Genomic DNA, 16,724 nt, shown 5'->3' with positions numbered 1-16,724 from the left:
CCCAGACTATACGAACTGCTGAGGATTTCGTAGACGATGAGTTCAACCCAAACGCCTGCACCGCTCGGAAATCAAAACTTTCAAGGTCCAAGTCAGAGTCGGCCTTAGGTTTCTAGGCACTGTGACTGGCAGCTATGGGTCGATAGCAGTCAATCGCGCCCTTCTACATCAACCGGGCGGAGCAGCCGGGCGCCTCAAGTTGCTTGGCCACTTTCATCGCCAGTTCGACAAAGGCTCTCGCTGCAGCCGTTTGGTAAACCCCTCTTCGTTGCATCAGAACAGCAGTGCGCTGCAAGCGCTGCTGGTCAAGCTCGATAGCGACCAGCTGCTCGTGAGCCTGGGCGATGGTGGCCGGCAACAAGGTCGAGAGCGTGGTCCTGCTGACCACTTCGATAAGCGCACTGATGGTATTGGCTTCCACTTGTACGTGAGGGCGAATGTTGTGCTGGCGGCAGTAGCTGTCGATCTGCTCACGCGTGGCAAATTCGGCGCTCAAGAGTATCAACGATTCTGAGTTCAACGCCTCCAGGCCAATACTGGCCGTCGTGGCGAGGGGATGCTGCTTGCCTACCACCAGCGCGAGGGTTTCGACCAAGAGCGCTTGGGCCTCCAGGTCCAGATGATGGCCGTTGTCGAACGCTATGCCCACATCAACCTCGTCGGCCAACAACAATTCTTCCATCGCCTCTTGGGCGATCTCTCGCACCACCAGCGTGATGTTCGGGTAGCGGCCATGGAACGCTTCAACCAGCGGGCCAACGAGATAGCTGGTGAATGTCGGTGTTACCCCCACCCTAAGTGACCCGCGGCTCAGATCGCCGAGGTCATCAATGGCTCGCTTTGCCTCCTGCAGTTCTTGCGCGGCCCGCTTGGCATAGCGCAGATACACCTCGCCGGCATCCGTCAGCCGCGTGGTGCGGCCGGAGCGATCGAACAACGTTGTGCCGAGGCTCTCTTCCAGCTGCCGGACCTGCTGCGACAAGGCCGGTTGAGAGACATGCAAGGCCGCTGCAGCGCGCGTGAAACTGCGATGGTTTGCCACTGCGATGAAGTACTGGATGTGTCGGGCAAGCATGGACGCACCTATAAGATTATCTGATCTACCAGATCATAAATCAGACTTTTACCTTATTGAAAGGCCTGCGTAACCTTTGCTTCAACACATCGCGTCATTCAAGGAGTCAACCATGAAAGACATCATCGACGGGTTTCTGAAGTTCCAGAAAGAGGCCTACCCCGAGCGCGTCAAACTGTTCAAGGACCTGGCCAGCCAGCAGAGCCCACGTGCTTTGTTCATCTCATGTTCCGACAGCCGCCTGGTGCCGGAGCTGGTCACCCAGCGTGAACCCGGAGACCTGTTCGTCATCCGCAATGCAGGCAACATCGTGCCGTCCTACGGACCCGAGCCTGGAGGCGTATCGGCCTCGGTGGAATACGCCGTGGCGGCCCTGCAGGTTTCCGACATCGTCATCTGCGGCCACTCCGATTGCGGTGCCATGACGGCCATCGCCACCTGCAAATGCCTGGACCACATGCCCGCAGTGGCCGGCTGGCTGCGCTACGCCGATTCCGCACGAGTGGTAAACGAAGCCCGCAACCATTTCGGCCCGCAGGCCAAGGTCGAGGCCATGGTGCGCGAAAACGTGATCGCCCAGCTTGCCAACATCCAGACCCACCCCTCGGTGCGGCTGGCCCTGGAAGAAGGCCGCGTGACATTGCATGGCTGGATCTACGACATCGAAAGCGGGCTAATCGAGGCCTTCGATGGCGGTACAGGCACATTCGTATCCCTCGCCCACAACCCCGAAGTACACGCCGTTTCCCATCAACCCAAGCGTGTTGCCTAAGTATTTTTCAACCAAGGAGAAACACCATGATCCAATCGCAAATCAGCCAGAACGCCCGCCTTGCCCTGAGCGAAGTCATCCTTCTGGCCAAAGCCCGCAAAGACCTGTCGTTCTCCCAGATCACCGAAGGCACCGGCTTGTCCGAAGCGTTCGTCACCGCAGCACTGTTGGGCCAGCACCCGTTGCCGGCGACCGCCGCCCAGGTGGTGGGTGACAAGCTCGGCCTCGACGCGGACGGCATTGCACTGCTGCAGACCGTGCCACTGCGCGGCAGCATTCAAAATGGCGTCCCGACCGACCCGACCATCTACCGCTTTTACGAGATGTTGCAGGTGTACGGCACCACCTTGAAGGCGCTGGTTCATGAAAAGTTCGGCGACGGCATCATCAGTGCCATCAATTTCAAGCTGGACATCCAGAAAGTCGAAGACCCCGAGGGTGGCTCGCGCGCGGTGATCACCCTGGATGGCAAATACCTGCCCACCAAACCGTTCTGATCTGGCCCCAACCTGAAGGTGATCAAAAATGAAAGCGTTGTTCGCATTGATACTAGGCGGGCTGTGCAACGTGGCGATGGCGACCGACGTCGAGCAGCAGGTCGAGCAGGCACCGGTTGAACAATACAGCTACTCCCGGCACCTCGATATCGCTCGCGTCATTTCCATGAGCCAGGTACCTGATGTCTGCGAGGTGGTACCCGCTCGCATGACGTACGAAGACTCCCAAGGCAATGAGCATGTGCTTGAGTACCGCGTGATGGGCAATGGCTGCTCGAATAACTGAGCCCGGCCTTCCCAGCGCGGCAGCACTCTATATGAGGACTGAAGTTGATGGACCTTATCTTTCGCAATGTACGCATTGACGACGCCCAGCCACTGGTAGACGTGGCCGTGCAAGCAGGCAAAATCGCCGAGATCGCGCGACACATCGCCACCACCGCAGCGCACGAAATCCAAGGCGACGGCAAAGTGCTTGTTGCCGGGTTTGTCGAAGGCCACCTGCACCTGGAAAAAGCCAACGTGATGCAGCGCAAGGCCAACCGTTCCGGCACCTTGAAGGAAGCGATCGCCGTCACCGCCGAACTGAAGCCCACACTGACCCGTGAGGATATCCGCGAACGTTCGATCCAGGTGCTGCGGGCACTGGTTCAGGCCGGTACCACGCATGTACGTGCTCATGCCGAGTTCGACCCCGCCCAAGGCTTCACCGGGCTCGAAGTGGTGCTGGAGTTGCGCGAGCAGTTCCGAGAGGTGATCGACATCCAGGTCGTGGCCTTTCCGCAAGAAGGCATTCTCAAGCTGCCTGGCATGCAGGCCATGATGGCCCAGGCAATGGAGATGGGCGCCGATGTGGTGGGCGGCATTCCCTACAACGACGTGTCGCCGCTGGAGCACATTGATTTCGTCTTTGACTTGGCCAAGCGCTACGGCAAAGACATCGACTTGCACCAGGACTTCGCCGATGACGCCGAGCACATGACCATCGAGTACGTGGCACGTCGAACCATTGCCGAAGGCTACCAGGGACGGGTCTGCGTTGGGCATCTGACCAGCCTGGCCGCCGCCTCGCCAGCGCGACAGGCACAGGTGATTGCGTTGCTACGTGAGGCCGACATCAGCGTGATGTGCCTGCCCGCCACCGACCTGCACCTGGGGGCTCGGGGTGACAGTCACAATGTCAGACGCACCCTGACACCGGTGCGTGCACTGCGCGACGGCGGTGTCACGGTTTGCCTGGCCACCAACAACATCCGCAACGCATTCACACCGTATGGCACTGGCGACCTGCTGCACATTGCGCAACTGGCCATTCCCGCGTGCCACTTGGGCGGCGCGGATGATCAGGCCACCGTGTTGTCGATGCTCACGACAAACCCTGCCAAAGCCTTGGGCTTGAAACGCCACGGTTTGGCGGTGGGCAATGATGCCGACCTGGTGATGGTGGATTGCCGGGCTGTGGCCGATGTCATTCTCGACCTGCCGACACGGCTGATGGTACTCAAGCGCGGCAGGGTGGTGGCAACCGCTGAGCACCGCAGGTCAGTCGCATTCTGAGGTCATCGGGGAGTGTTCCAGGGCATGCTCACCCTACGTCTCCCAGCCCATTATGCGAAGCCTTTTCTATCCATCTCCGATACTGGCGAGTACGAACGGCCATGGAGAGCTGTTGCAAGATCAGCGCGCGTACTGGTGAAACACTCGGGTCGGGCTTTTTAGCTCGGCTGAGTTTGCGCAATTGGTACTTCACTACTGCCATGTTCGCCAAGGCTGCCAGGGCCTTGTTTTTCCAGGTGATGGGCGGCAATTGCGGGGCAGTGTCCTTGCCCTGCAGCCAGTCACGAGGCAAATGCGGGTCGATGGCCAACGCGGTTCCGATGCCCACCATGTCCACACCACGCTGCACGACGCTTTCGGCTACCGGGCGGCGACGTATACCGCCGGTGACCATCACCGGCATCCTGGCGACGGTCTGGATATCACGGGCGAACTCGACGAAATATGCTTCGCGAGCCAGGGTACGGCCATCGCGCGCTTCACCTTGCATGGCCGGTACTTCGTAGCTGCCTCCCGACAACTCCACCATATCCACGCCCAGGTCGTTGAGCCACCCAACTACCCTTTTCGCGTCATCGGCGGTGAAGCCTCCGCGCTGGAAGTCAGCCGAGTTGAGCTTGACCGCCACTGCAAAATCCGCAGAAACCACAGCCCTGACCGCCTTGACGATTTCGAGCAACAGGCGTGCCCTGTTTTCCAGAGCCCCGCCCCACTCGTCCGTCCTCTGGTTGGTCAACGGCGACAGGAACTGGCTCAGTAAATAGCCATGGGCAGCGTGGATTTCCACGCCAGTGAACCCTGCGCGCTCGCCGAGGGCCGCTGAGCAACTCATCGTGCTGCCAGCCGCTGGCATTCATCGGCATCAGTTGGCGGATTTCGTCCAATGAAAAACCCGCCGCCTGCGCCCCGGTGATGATCTGCAGAACCCACTGGGTATCAGGCGCGTAGTCCCTGTAGCCATTTGCTTTGCGCTCGACAGATCTGATCAAGCCGCTGGCCTCGTAGAAGCGGATGCGTGACGGCGCCAATCCGCTGATCTTCGCCAGTTCACCTATTCTCATAACCCACCCTGAAAATGCTATCGACCCTGAGTTGACTTTAAAGCTGGAGTCATCGGTCGGCCAAGCAAATCAGTATTGCCTGGGCCCGCCTACGTCATATTACTTTCACTGCGCGGCCGATGAACTTGACCGGGCCTGTTGGAGCACCAGTAGGAGAGCCCCCCGCTTTCTCAAGGGTCAGCTCGAACAACTGGTTCGACTCAAGCGCAGGCAAGCGCCTCAGCGGCACGCGGTACTGTTCGCCCGGTTTGACCAACCCCAGCGAAACAGGTGCGCGCCACTGCTCACCCTTGGTCCAGAACTGCAAGGTCATGCCTTCGGGCACATCGTCCAGGCCAAGCGGGATCAGTTCGATCATGCTCGCATCGTTGGCCTGCACTACCCACCCCGGAGCCTGGCCCGACGGCGCTACGAGCACCACCATGTAGGTGGTCACAGGCGGCGCCTTGGTCAACAGCGCAAAGGCCAGAAGCAAGCTCGCTGCAAGCCCCGCAGCGCTCAAGCCCTGCCAAAGTCCAAGCCGCTGCCACCAGCCAGCGCGTGGATGCCTGGGCGGGTAAGCCTCTGCAAGGCTGCGCTCGATCCGGCCCCACAAGCGGTGGCTTGGCGTGATGGGTTCAACCTGCGTGGTCAGTTCGAGCAGTCGCGCCTCCCAGGCATCAACCGCGGCTCGTACGGCCGGCTCCGTTTTCAAACGGTCCTGCATGGCAGCACGCTGCTCGCCACTCAAGGTACCCAGCACATACTCGGCTGCCAGGTCGTCCAGGTTCTCGGCGCTGTCATCACCTGGGGTACGCTTCATGTCATGCACTCCCGCAGGGCCTTCAGGCTTCGCTTGATCCATGCCTTCACGGTGCCCAACGGCGCACCCAGCAGGGCTGCGATTTCGGCATTGCTGCAACCGTCCACATACGCATGCAGGATGCAACGCTGGGGAGAGGGTTGCAGTTGCTCAAGGCAGCGATAGATTTTCGCCGAACCTGACCACAGTTGCAGGTCGTCCAGCTCCGGGGCCAAGGTTACAGCCGCGATCATGCCAGGCTCGCCCAGGTCGGTTTCCCAGCGGCCGTCACGCACGAAGTTCAGCGCCAGGTGACGGGTGATGCTGTACACCCAGCCCCGGGCTGAACCGCGCGATGGGTCATAGCTGGCAGCACGTGTCCAGATACGCACAAAGGCATCGTGAACGATGTCCTCCGCGCTCGCGTGATCGCGCACGATGCGCCGTGCGACGCCCAGCAAACGTGCCCCCTCATGCTCATAGAGCGCCTGCAAGGCGTGGCGGTCTCCTTGGGCACAAGCGGCAAGACAGCCCTCGAAATCAAATGGAACAACGGGCGAATTCAAAATGGGGCGTTCCTTCATCATGAAACCTGGACGGTGCCCTGGCTTAGCGGCCTGGGGCACGTCCAGCAGCGTAGATGATCAATCGCTGGCGTGCCGCTCAAGCCCTCGTCACTTGGCGGACCAGAACACGTAGTCCGCCTGGTACTTGACCATCTGCTGCGCGCCTTTGCTCTGCGCCGTACAGTCCACAGAAGGCGCTACGCCACCGCGCGTCGCCAGGCGCTGGATGTAGCTGACCCCTTGCATCGCGCCCTTGCCCTCGGCAGGGTTGGCCTTGACCAGTTGATACGGGATATCGCCTTTGGCCGCCGGGGCGACGGCAAGCTGGGTGCCGGTCACTTTCGAACCGTCCTTGGCCTGCCAGGTGGCCGGAGGACCAAAATAGTCACCTACAGGTTTGCCGCTGCGATCATTGAGCACCGCCTTGGGGCCGACGAAGATCCACTCCGTCTGGCCTGGCGCATTGGCCTTGTCGCGGCATTCGTAGGTGATCTCACCGACACCGACGGTTTCCAGCATTATGGCGTGGCCATCGGGAACCTTGACCGCCTCCGGGACGCCCGACTGGGCATGGGCGGGGGCAGATGCCAGTACAAGGCAGGCGGCGAGCAGGGAGAAAGCGGGCTTGATGATCATGGGGCGAACTCCGTGGGGGTCATGGGTCAGGCAATCACCGACTGCCTGATAAGAACTACCCATCGGGGTGCCGTTCTGGATGCACCGGCTCAACAATAATTTTGCATGCTCGTTATCGATACCGTGCTGACAGCGAAGCAGGTGTACAGGCGTGCCACGGTCGACTGATCACGCCGGGGCGGTTACGCTGGCGTTTTCCACCTGCACGGAAGCGCCAGTGAAAGAGGCATACCAAGGAAGCTGCTTGTGCGCAGCGGTCAGTTACCTGCTGCTTACCACGCCAAAAGCTGTGAGCCACTGCCATTGCAGCCAGTGCCGCAAAGGCCACGGGGCAGCATTCGCTTCATACGGCAGCGTTCCGCGCAGCATGCTGCGCATCCTTCGTGGCGCCACCAGTATCAAGACCTATGCGTCTTCGCCGACGGTGGTGCGGGAATTTTGCGTAGAGTGCGGCTCGACCTTGTTCTGGTCACGCTCTGAAGGTGAGTTTGCCGACTGGGTTTCGATAGCACTGGGCACGCTTGATACACCGTTCCTGCCCAAGAAGCAGAAACATCTGCACGTCGACTCTGCTGCCCCTTGGTGCTTTCCGCTCATCCCGTCTGATTGCAAGAACAGATCAGTTGACCGCTGAGCTCAATGCAACGGCGCTGCCATCCACGGTAGCGTCAGGATAATCCGCAACAGAGCAATCACGGCTAGGCACCTCGATGCCTGAACAACGGATGCTAGCGCTCACCGCACCTTCCGGAGACTTCGCTCGTTGACTGACTCACAGCACAGCCCTGCCTATGCAAAACGGTTCGAAGCCGTGCTTGCCTACATCGACAGCCACCTCGAAGGTGACCTGTCGGTGAATGCCCTGAGCCGCATCGCCAACTTTTCGGCGTTTCACTTTCACCGGCAGTTCACGGCATACATGGGCGTTCCGGTTTCACGGTATGTGCAACTGATGAGGCTTCGACGTGCGGCGCACCAGCTGGTCGCCTCGCCCGCAACACCCGTTCTGGACGCCGCATTCGGCGCCGGCTTCGAAAGCCCCGAAGCCTTTTCCAGAGCGTTCAAGCGTGCGTTCGGCATGGCGCCGAGCGTGTTCGCCAAGGCGCCGAATTGGCAGGCATGGAGTGCGGTATTCGTTGTTCCACGCCTTTGCAGGAGTATCACCATGCAGATCCGTATAGTCGAGTTCGCCGAAACCCGCGTGGCCGCGCTCGAACACCGAGGGCCGCCCAGCCTGGTCGGTGAAAGCGTTGCGCGTTTTCGCCAATGGCGCATAAACAGCGGCCAGTCGCCGGTGGCCAGCAGCCGCACCTTCGGCATCCCCTACGACAACCCCGACACCACCCCTCCCCACGCCTTTCGCTTCGCCGTTTGTGGGGAGATGGACGAGGCTGTGCAGCCCAATGAATTCGGTGTGCATGAACGGGTTATACCGGCGAGCCGTTGTGCCGTGATTCGGCATAGCGGCTCGCCTGACTACATTGGCGAAACCATCTACCCGCTGTACCGGGACTGGTTGCCGTCGAGCAATGAAGAACTGCGCGACCATCCGTTGTTCTTCCATTATTTGAGCGTGTATCCGGAAACGCCGCTGGAGCAGTGGGAAACGGATATCTATGTACCGCTGAAGTAGGCCAAGGTTCGCCTTGGCGGCAGGCCACGGCCTGCTCGCTTGCTGCGCCCCTAGCGCTAGGACAACATCATGGTCAGCGGCGAAAAATCGGGACAGCGAGCAAAACCGGCCTTGCGGGCATAGAAATCGCCAAGCGGTTAATCAAGCGGATGAACCAGAATCGCCGACGAAGGGGCTTGCTCAGCTCCACGGGGCGGGTTTCGACATGACCTTCTCTAGGCACTTGTTATCCTTTAACGCGTTCTGCACCAGTGCCTGCTCAAAGCGGTCGAAGGCTTCGTCGCTGAGAAGATAAACCTGACGGTCCATGATCACCTCTTCTGCTCGCCGGCAGGCAGCATCCAGGATGAAGCTGGTTCTGTCCGTTTCCAGCAGCTCTACCGCCGCATCGATCAGGCTGCGTCTCTTGGTATCCACTCGCATGTTGATCGGTACGGGCTTATCACCCTCGTTGATTTGAGCCGACATGACTATTTCTCATAGCTGTGGAGCGATCTCCACACAGCGACGGTACCGGCACGTCTAGCTAACGTCTACACGCGTGGATCAATTTGACTTACAAGCGCATGTTGGCCGTAGAGCGAGCGGTCGACCTGTTACCAGACGGATACCAAGCTGTCTTGGTAAACTAGCCAACACCCAGGGCAAGCGCAGATCCTTTTTGTTGCCAGCATTTGCTAAGCCGCCCCCTGCAATTTGCTGCTACGCCCCAAAATCCAGCATCCGGTACCGAAAACGTTGAACGATATGACCGCTAATACAGGCTCTAACCCAACAACCACGCGCCCTGAGCCGTCACGCCGCTTCAGCGTTGCACCTATGATGGATTGGGCATACTCTTCCTGAGGGTCCTTAACAGCGCCATCTCCAGCCCACACAGAAAGCTCTAGTACCATTTTTGTACCATTCAGACCCCTCGCCATTCTTGTTTGCTAGCTAAGCGTGCCTCATCCCGGCATCGACGCCTCCCTCCCAGATAGAAATCTCTCTAGTCTTGCTAAGATCGATTCAGCACGCTATAGACGTCCCGATGCGTAGACAGCAGTCGCGCCCAATGACATCATTACGCCACCACCATGCATATATTTCAAAGGATTCAGCGATGCATATGGATATAAATGTTAAGGAAACGCTATCAGTTAGAAACTTTGTCGTAATCAAGAAGGCCGACATTGAGCTCAAAAAGCTGAATATCATAATTGGGCCTCAAGCAAATGGCAAAAGTTTACTTGCGAAGCTTTGCTTTTTCTTTCGGAACATTCCTGACAAGCTAGTATCAAGCATTCGCAAACTTGATACAAAAAGGGAACTTGACCGTGCCCTGCTAGCTGATTTTGAACAACGATTTCCTCGATATTCTTGGGAGGGCTCCAGTTTCCATATTGACTACAATATCGGGGCCTTTCGGTTTGAAATCGAAGGAAAGAAAAACGCAAAGGGCAAAACAACGCTCTACTTCAGATCCTGCGAAACCTTTGTAAAAATATTCAACGGAAAAAAGGCATTACTTCAAAGAAAAACTGAAGAAGCAAGAACGCGTGCGGAAGCAGGTCACTTCTCAGAATGGCAGCTCGTAAATGATAATATATGGGCGCCACTCCGTGAGGAATTCGGATATCTGTTTGGATTTCCTATGTTTATCCCTGCTAGCCGGAGCTTCTTTGCCAACCTACAGAAAAATATTTTTACGTTTTTGGCATCGAACATCGAAATTGATCCATTCCTGAAAGAGTTCGGAAGTCTTTACGAACATGGAAAGTCTATTTACAATCAGCGATTTCTCACCAGAGGAAACCGCGCGGCGTACGAGCAATTCCAAAGTGCTTTAGAAGCTATAGTATGTGGGAAATACGAATTCCAAGACGACCAAGACTGGATCGTTTCGAAAAATCGTAAAATAAACCTGGCTCATGCTTCCTCTGGCCAGCAAGAATCTCTACCGATGCTTATTACCTTAACTGTCTGGCCCATAATGCGAAAGCTTGCGGGCTGTACAAACATGTATTTTATCGAAGAGCCAGAAGCCCACTTATTCCCTACCTCGCAAAGCCGAATTGTCACTTTCCTATCACAAATCATGGAAACGACAAATAGTCGGATATTTATCACTTCGCACAGCCCTTACATTCTTTCCGCTTTCAACAATTTGATTCTCGCTCATGACAAGCTTAGCGAGAACAAAATTACTCTTTCAGAATTCCAAGAAATAAACGGACCAAGTTTCCCCTTGGCCTTTGAAGATGTGTCAGCTTATACAGTTTCCGATGGCGTGTCGCAAAACATCGCAAATACTGAATATCGCATGATAGGCGCGGATATGCTTGACAATATCTCTGAGCATTTTGAGGATGTGATGAACGCTCTCCTGACTTGCGGAGAAGACGAGTGAATTACGCTGCATGCACAATTAAAACAAACGACCCCATCATTGTACTGAGCGAAAACAAAAGTCGAATAGAAGTTAACAACGCGAAGCGAGTTGACATAAACAAGATACAAGTGGACGGCTGTCTAATTGGGCCTGAACTTGAAAAATGCGACTGGCTCATAACTTATGAAGACCCAAGGAAAACCGCTCTTTTTATTGAATTAAAAGGATGTGATTTAGACAAAGCGATTTCCCAGCTCAGATCCACAATCACGCACACCAAAACCTTTTTGGCCAAGCATAAAAAGGCATGCTTTGCGGTAACTACCCGAGTACCTAAGCATGGATCAACCATACGACAAAGGTGCATTTCTTTTCACAAAGACACGGGCGCTACATTGTCCGTCAAAAATTCTCCGCAATCGATATCGATCTAGCTAGCGCTCCAAATAAAATCTATGACTTTTGAGGGTAGCATCCTTTGTTCGCGTGAAAGGATGCTACTTACTTGTGAATTTCAAATGAGAACACGCTCCGACTGTGCCGAGCCGTTACTGATTACTATGCTTACCACATTCTAGACTCCTCCTTAATACATCCCGAACATGGAGTAACTCATGGATGATCAAGCTTCTACCACAGCAGATATACTCGAGTTGATGCTTCTTAACCAGATCGCTATGTCAGTCAGCGCGGTTCAGTCCACATCCATGAAAACGTCATGGTCACACTGACGACGCTGGACAACTACGCGGAATCAATCTCTAAAGGGATTGAGCGCCTACGTTCATGAATCAAAGAATTTTACCGAAGCTCTATAGCTCACGTAAAGTACGGAGTTCAATACACTGCGACAGCACGCCTTCCGTCAGAGGCACCAAACTTGCAATTCCACATTGCTTTGATCGCGCAAGTATGAACTTTCCGCCTACGCTTAGCATTAACCATTAAGGAAACCCATCATGCCTGTTCAGTGGAGCAAAAATAAGGGATTCAAGCCCGACCTCATAATCGACATAATAGCAAAAGGCGCGACGATAAATACTGACGGAAACGTCCAATTTTCTGGATTCAACTACTTCGAGTACAAATCCATCCTTCGCAGCATGATCGACTTTGTGGGCTGCAACTCTGTGTCATCAGAGTCCCTTGATAAGATTTTTGATAACGGCCTGAATTCATTCATCGCATTCAAGATAAGCACCGGCACACATGATAAAGAAGGACTTCTTCCCCATATAAACGAGCACCTAAAAAACTACTTTAAGATTGCCAAAAAGACTTATTACATAGTGACCAGCATATCATTATCGCCTACGATACCTATAAAAAAATATCAACTCGACAAAAACGAAATAACCTTCCACCCCACTGGAATTCCCAAGAAATATCTTCGCCCGCGTTCCTCCCTCGTTGACCTATGGAACTGTAACCATCCGCATACCCCGCCAGGCTACACAGGCGTGACTGTTCGTGTCCAAGCGCGCAACACTACAGATGCTTTCTATGCTGCTATGGACTTCCTCGACTTTATCAGAGGGGTGCTTTCTTTTTTTGCGAATCCTGGAATGAGTCTTCCATTATTTGGACGCCGTAAGGGAGCAATAAACAGGATCCGGATTGCCGGAATGCATACTATCCATCAAGCCGACGGCTCGCTTGCCATAGAACAATATTGGTTCGAACATAACGAAGGCAAGCAAAAAACCTACTCCTTCGATGCCACGAAAAATGCGGCAACCGCCAGAAGCATTAGAAAAATATTAAACCATATTTCAGAAATAAAGGGCGGAGACAAGATTCGAGAGGGTATCGTCCGCTATACCCGAGCACTGGATGAAAGCGACAGCGATTACTCCATCATTCGGCTTTGGGGTGCGCTTGAATCCACGGTTGGAGAAAACGACAATAGCGAACTGATTGTCCGCCGCTGCTCTTATTTATATAAGGATCATGAATTGGTGAGACAAATTCTTGAAGCCTCCAAATTCTATAGAAACCGGAACGTACATGCAGGCGTGACCTCAGCATTAGCGGACTCAATTTCCTATCAAATACATCGAATATTCAGATCTCTGATCTTTTTCTACGTTGGGAATAAAGATTTTGCGAGCCTCAAAGAGGCTAATTCTTTCTTAGACTCTCCGCTACCGGACGGCGACATTAACCGCAAAATCTACTTATTGAAAAAAGCAGCACGTTTTAGAGCATCTTGATCTCCACTCCGACTGCGCTGAAACAATAGAAGAAATACATCACGCTCCGCAAACCAGGGCCCGGGCGCATTTCTCTCGTGTGTCAGGCGTCAAGGAACAACAGGGCACGTCAATTGCGTTCGTTTGGCTAAGTTTTGCCCCATCTGCGCGTTCCAGGGCACACCGGACTCTAGGCCGCAGAACTCATCAAATGATTGAATCATCAAACGACTCAGCGCCCCCTCCATAATTGATCAAGCCGGGTCGTGTATGAACGGCTCATCATCTCGCGGCGCATCCCCCAATCTGGCGCGCGGGGGACGCTGGCAGAACGCATCGTGCCCCGACCATACTTCCCATTTATCTCGTCCAGCACCGACATCAGACGGCCACAGACAACCGGTTGTGTTACTGCAAATAAGTCATCGGTGAACTCGCCCGGCTGTCGCAGATCCATCAGGAGCACCTCGGCTTTGCTGTATCGATACCCTGGCCGGTAGACCTGCTCCACCGCCTCGGTCGCCGCCCTGGTAAGCAGCAACGTATCGTTGGTGGGATACGGCAGCTCCACCAGCACACCCTTGGCGTACTTGGCTTCGTCCGGGTTGAACATGCCCGTGCGGATGCTTACTCGCATACGCTTGCACACAGATCCCTGCACCCGGAGTTTCTCGGCCGCTCGGCCGGCATAGCTGGCCACCGCCTGCTTGATCCGCGCCAAATCAGTCAGGCGCTTGCCAAACATGCGGCTGCAGCAAATCTCTTGCTTGGGCGGGGCAGCCTCCTCTAGCTCAAGGCACGGTGTGCCGGCGAGCTCCCGGGCTGTCTTCTCAACGACAACGCTGAACTTTTGGCGTAGCGTGCCCGGCGACGGGCTCCAGCGAGCAAGTAGGGCAGGATCGCCGAGACGAAGAGTAAGACGATCCCGGCGCTGAGTGCATATTGGGAGGGTTGCATGTGCTGTGCTCCGAACTGCGCAATGACCCCTATGCCGCCAACGTCATTGACAAGCGTGTCAGCAACCTGATCGGCACCGGCATCACCCCGCACCCGCGTTTGCTAGACAAAGCGATCCGCAAGGCGATGCAGGAGCTGTGGGAAGACTGGGTTGATGAGGCCGACGCCGATCAGCTCACGGACTTCTCCGGGCTGCAGGCGCTGGTGGCGCGGACTGTTGAACAGTCGGGTGAATGCTTCATCCGGCTGCGCCCGCGTCGGCTGGAGGATGGTTACGCGGTGCCGCTGCAGCTGCAGTGCCTGGCACCGGAGTTCGTCCCGGACGACAAGTTCGAGCTGACCCGGTTCGGCAATGTGATCCGGGCTGGAATCGAGTTCAACGGCATGGGCCGGCGTGTGGCGTACTGGTGCTACCGCAACCACCCCAGCGACAAGTCATCGCTCAATGTCGGCTACAACCAGCTGGTACGTATACCGGCAGAGCAGATGCTGCACATCTTCGAGCCTCTGGAGCCTGGGCAGTTGCGTGGCGTGCCGCGCTTGGCGCCGGTCCTGAAGCGCCTGCGTAGTCTGGACAACTTCGATGATGCGGTGTTGTTCCGGCAGGAGGTGGCCAACCTGTTCGCGGGCTTCGTTCGCAAGCCTGCCCCCGAAGGTGCACCTCAACTCGACATGGTCACCGGGGCGCCGGTCAGACTCGACCGGGATGGCTTCACGCCGATGGTGGGACTGGAGCCTGGCACGATGCAGGAGCTGCTCCCGGGTGAACAGGTCGAGTTCTCGGATCCGCCGGACGCTGGTAACAACTACCCCGATTTCATGCGGCAGCAACTGATGGCAGCGGCTGCGGGCTCGGGGCTGCCCTACGAGCTGATGACCGGTGACATGCAGGGCGTGAACGACCGGGCAATCCGGGTGGTGCTGAACGAGTTTCGTCGGCGCCTGGAGCAGCTCCAGTTCCAGGTATACGTCCACCAGTTGTGTCGGCCGGTGCGGCAGGCCTGGTTAGACATGGCCGTCCTTGCAGGCGCGCTGGACTTGCCGGACTACTCGCTGCGCCGCCGCGAGTACCAGCGCACCCGTTGGGTGCCACAGGGGTGGGCTTACATCCACCCGGTTCAAGACGTTCAATCGCGCAGCTTGGAAATCGCTGCTGGCTTCGGGTCGCGCAGCGAGGCATGCCTGCGTAATGGTACCGACGCCGAAGTGGTTGACGAAGAGAACGCCGCCGATATCGCCCGGGCAACGGCCTTGGGCCTCAAATACACCAGCCTGCCGGCCGTCGAGGATGATTCTGATGAGCCAGGCGAGAAGGGGAAGACATGAAACAGTTGATGCCGTTTCGCATCATGAACAACGCGCCGTCGGCGCCTAAGATCGAAGACCAGCAAACCACCCAATGCACTGATCAGATCAAATGCACTGATTCGTCAAGACGAGTACAAGCGATGGTCAATTCTGCGTATAACCCGACCCACTAACCTACCCGGGCGCCTAGGGTGACTGGTGCCTGGATAATCCGCTCCAACCAGCTCCATTCCATGTATCGGTCGCCGCGCCCCCTCAGATGGGTGTAACGCCGCAGCGAGTTCCAGTCACGATGACCGGATACACTCGATACCCGCGGGATATCCCAATCCATTTCGAACAACCGGCTCACACCTTCGTGGCGCAGATCGTGAAAATGCAGGTCCTCCACGCCAACCATCTTGCACGCCCTGGACCAGGCCGTGCCGATTGAATCGGTGTTGTAAGATCTCGGTGCACAGACGCGGCATGCTTTGCACAATCGCCCACGCCTCATCCGGCAGATGGCACCACACATCGTTGCCGATCTTCTGACCGGGGTTCTTCATATCCCGCACTTTCACCGCCTGGCGGTGCTCATCCAGATCCTCCCACATGATGCGAGCAATCTCGTCCATACGGCGCGTAGAAAAGATGGCAAACGCCACGACCTTCGGCATGTGAATGACTGTCGGTCGACGTGCAAGCATCTCGAAAAAGTGCTCAAGCACCTTGTCGAGCTCTTCGAGCGTTGGCCTGCGATCCCGCTCCCGGCTTTTCATGTTGTAGCCGAGGCGCTTCAGGACAAGGCGTGCGTCGGGCATAGCCTGGGGGTTGATCTCGTACTCCCACGCTGCCCTAGCCAGCGACAGCACTGAACCCAAGTGAGCCAGATCATTTCCTGCTGTCTGCGGTTTGATGGCACCGCCTGCAGGGCTCATACGCCATAGGGCATAGTCCACCAGTGCTTGCTGGCTGATGTCAGAATCGACCATCTCACCCAGATAGCTGTTCTTGATGGCGTTCAGCGTGCGTCGCTTAGTCTCGCCCAGAGGCCGAGCTTTCTCGGCCTCAACCAGATAGCGGTCGATCATGTGTTTGACTGTGTGCCCTACCCGATTGGCGCGCTCGATAGCACCAGGTTCAGCCAGCTCGGTTTCCCGTCGCTTCGCCCAGGCCACTGCAGCCTGTTTGCGGGCGAACGTTTGGCTCTCTTGATAGACTGTCACCTTGTCGCGATTAATGCGGATCTGGACGAGGTAGCTGCTGCCATCGGCCTTTTTACGCGTTCTGATCGTTGCCATCTGAGATTGGTACACGTCGTCTGTCGATTGGTACA

At 56.3% G+C, this 16,724-nt stretch carries 13 protein-coding genes and 5 pseudogenes; 9 read left to right on the top strand and 9 right to left on the bottom strand.

Annotated elements, in window-relative coordinates:
- Positions 1-163 precede the first annotated feature (163 nt).
- A complete protein-coding gene (cynR, locus tag MRBLPB4O_RS08435) occupies positions 164-1,075 on the bottom strand; it encodes a transcriptional regulator CynR (RefSeq protein ID WP_341798069.1) in 912 nt (303 codons plus the stop codon).
- Between the two features lie 112 nt (positions 1,076-1,187).
- Here cynR and MRBLPB4O_RS08430 point away from each other — a divergent pair, with 112 nt between their 5' ends.
- Genes MRBLPB4O_RS08430 through MRBLPB4O_RS08415 form a run of 4 tightly spaced genes read left to right on the top strand, consistent with a single transcriptional unit; the run spans position 1,188 to position 3,901 of the window.
- Positions 1,188-1,847, top strand: coding sequence for a carbonic anhydrase (locus MRBLPB4O_RS08430; RefSeq protein ID WP_016500698.1), 660 nt, complete (start codon positions 1,188-1,190; stop codon positions 1,845-1,847).
- A gap of 26 nt (positions 1,848-1,873) precedes the next feature.
- Positions 1,874-2,344: a cyanase gene (gene cynS / locus MRBLPB4O_RS08425; protein WP_241799459.1), complete on the top strand. Its 471-nt coding sequence runs from the start codon at positions 1,874-1,876 to the stop codon at positions 2,342-2,344.
- A 28-nt stretch (positions 2,345-2,372) separates the two neighbouring features.
- Positions 2,373-2,630: a DUF2790 domain-containing protein gene (locus MRBLPB4O_RS08420; RefSeq protein WP_049273517.1), complete on the top strand. Its 258-nt coding sequence runs from the start codon at positions 2,373-2,375 to the stop codon at positions 2,628-2,630.
- Positions 2,631-2,677: 47 nt separating this feature from the next.
- Complete coding sequence (locus MRBLPB4O_RS08415; protein WP_341798067.1) at positions 2,678-3,901, top strand: amidohydrolase family protein; 1,224 nt, start codon at positions 2,678-2,680, stop codon at positions 3,899-3,901.
- A gap of 28 nt (positions 3,902-3,929) precedes the next feature.
- Here MRBLPB4O_RS08415 and MRBLPB4O_RS08410 read toward each other — a convergent pair.
- The 5 genes and pseudogenes from MRBLPB4O_RS08410 to MRBLPB4O_RS08390 form a co-directional block, all read right to left on the bottom strand.
- Positions 3,930-4,724 (bottom strand): annotated as a pseudogene (locus MRBLPB4O_RS08410) (tRNA-dihydrouridine synthase); the annotation flags it as partial.
- Positions 4,708-4,962 (bottom strand): annotated as a pseudogene (locus tag MRBLPB4O_RS08405) (MerR family transcriptional regulator); the annotation flags it as partial. The pseudogenes MRBLPB4O_RS08405 and MRBLPB4O_RS08410, both read right to left, overlap by 17 nt.
- A gap of 94 nt (positions 4,963-5,056) precedes the next feature.
- Complete coding sequence (locus tag MRBLPB4O_RS08400) at positions 5,057-5,764, bottom strand: anti-sigma factor (RefSeq protein ID WP_341798066.1); 708 nt, start codon at positions 5,762-5,764, stop codon at positions 5,057-5,059.
- A complete protein-coding gene (locus MRBLPB4O_RS08395; RefSeq protein ID WP_341798864.1) occupies positions 5,761-6,309 on the bottom strand; it encodes a sigma-70 family RNA polymerase sigma factor in 549 nt (182 codons plus the stop codon). The genes MRBLPB4O_RS08400 and MRBLPB4O_RS08395 overlap by 4 nt, the downstream gene beginning before the upstream one ends.
- A 108-nt stretch (positions 6,310-6,417) precedes the next feature.
- Entirely contained in the window at positions 6,418-6,945 is a 528-nt protein-coding gene (locus tag MRBLPB4O_RS08390; RefSeq protein WP_341798065.1) for a DUF3455 domain-containing protein, read from the bottom strand.
- Positions 6,946-7,162: 217 nt separating this feature from the next.
- On the opposite strand from MRBLPB4O_RS08390, the gene MRBLPB4O_RS08385 reads away from it, so the two are divergent.
- Together MRBLPB4O_RS08385 and MRBLPB4O_RS08380 are read left to right on the top strand one after the other, a co-directional pair.
- Positions 7,163-7,579, top strand: a complete 417-nt coding sequence (locus MRBLPB4O_RS08385; RefSeq protein WP_341798064.1) for a GFA family protein — start codon at positions 7,163-7,165, stop codon at positions 7,577-7,579.
- A 129-nt stretch (positions 7,580-7,708) separates the two neighbouring features.
- On the top strand, positions 7,709-8,578 hold the full coding sequence (locus tag MRBLPB4O_RS08380) for an AraC family transcriptional regulator (RefSeq protein WP_341798063.1): 870 nt from the start codon (positions 7,709-7,711) through the stop codon (positions 8,576-8,578).
- Positions 8,579-8,758: 180 nt separating this feature from the next.
- Here MRBLPB4O_RS08380 and MRBLPB4O_RS08375 read toward each other — a convergent pair whose 3' ends face one another.
- Positions 8,759-9,046, bottom strand: a complete 288-nt coding sequence (locus MRBLPB4O_RS08375) for a DUF1778 domain-containing protein (RefSeq protein ID WP_341798062.1) — start codon at positions 9,044-9,046, stop codon at positions 8,759-8,761.
- Positions 9,047-9,680: 634 nt separating this feature from the next.
- Here MRBLPB4O_RS08375 and MRBLPB4O_RS08370 point away from each other — a divergent pair.
- Together MRBLPB4O_RS08370 and MRBLPB4O_RS08365 are read left to right on the top strand one after the other, a co-directional pair.
- Positions 9,681-10,967, top strand: a complete 1,287-nt coding sequence (locus MRBLPB4O_RS08370; protein WP_341798061.1) for an AAA family ATPase — start codon at positions 9,681-9,683, stop codon at positions 10,965-10,967.
- A 941-nt stretch (positions 10,968-11,908) separates the two neighbouring features.
- Positions 11,909-13,162 carry a hypothetical protein gene (locus MRBLPB4O_RS08365; protein WP_341798060.1) on the top strand — a complete coding sequence of 418 codons (1,254 nt, stop codon included), beginning with the start codon at positions 11,909-11,911 and terminating at the stop codon, positions 13,160-13,162.
- A 211-nt stretch (positions 13,163-13,373) separates the two neighbouring features.
- On the opposite strand, the pseudogene MRBLPB4O_RS08360 reads toward MRBLPB4O_RS08365, so the two are convergent.
- Positions 13,374-14,003: pseudogene (locus MRBLPB4O_RS08360) on the bottom strand (DUF4113 domain-containing protein); the annotation flags it as partial.
- Positions 14,004-14,113: 110 nt separating this feature from the next.
- On the opposite strand from MRBLPB4O_RS08360, the pseudogene MRBLPB4O_RS08355 reads away from it, so the two are divergent.
- Positions 14,114-15,424, top strand: a pseudogene (locus MRBLPB4O_RS08355) (phage portal protein); the annotation flags it as partial.
- A gap of 151 nt (positions 15,425-15,575) precedes the next feature.
- Here the strand turns inward: MRBLPB4O_RS08355 and MRBLPB4O_RS08350 are convergent.
- Positions 15,576-16,689, bottom strand: a pseudogene (locus MRBLPB4O_RS08350) (site-specific integrase).
- Between the last annotated feature and the right edge of the window lie 35 nt (positions 16,690-16,724).

Source organism: Pseudomonas sp. LPB4.O, from assembly GCF_038383825.1.
GTDB classification, from domain to species: Bacteria; Pseudomonadota; Gammaproteobacteria; order Pseudomonadales; family Pseudomonadaceae; genus Aquipseudomonas; species Aquipseudomonas putida.
Note: the sequence above shows the minus strand (reverse complement) of the source record. Positions and strands in the feature narration are given on the sequence as shown.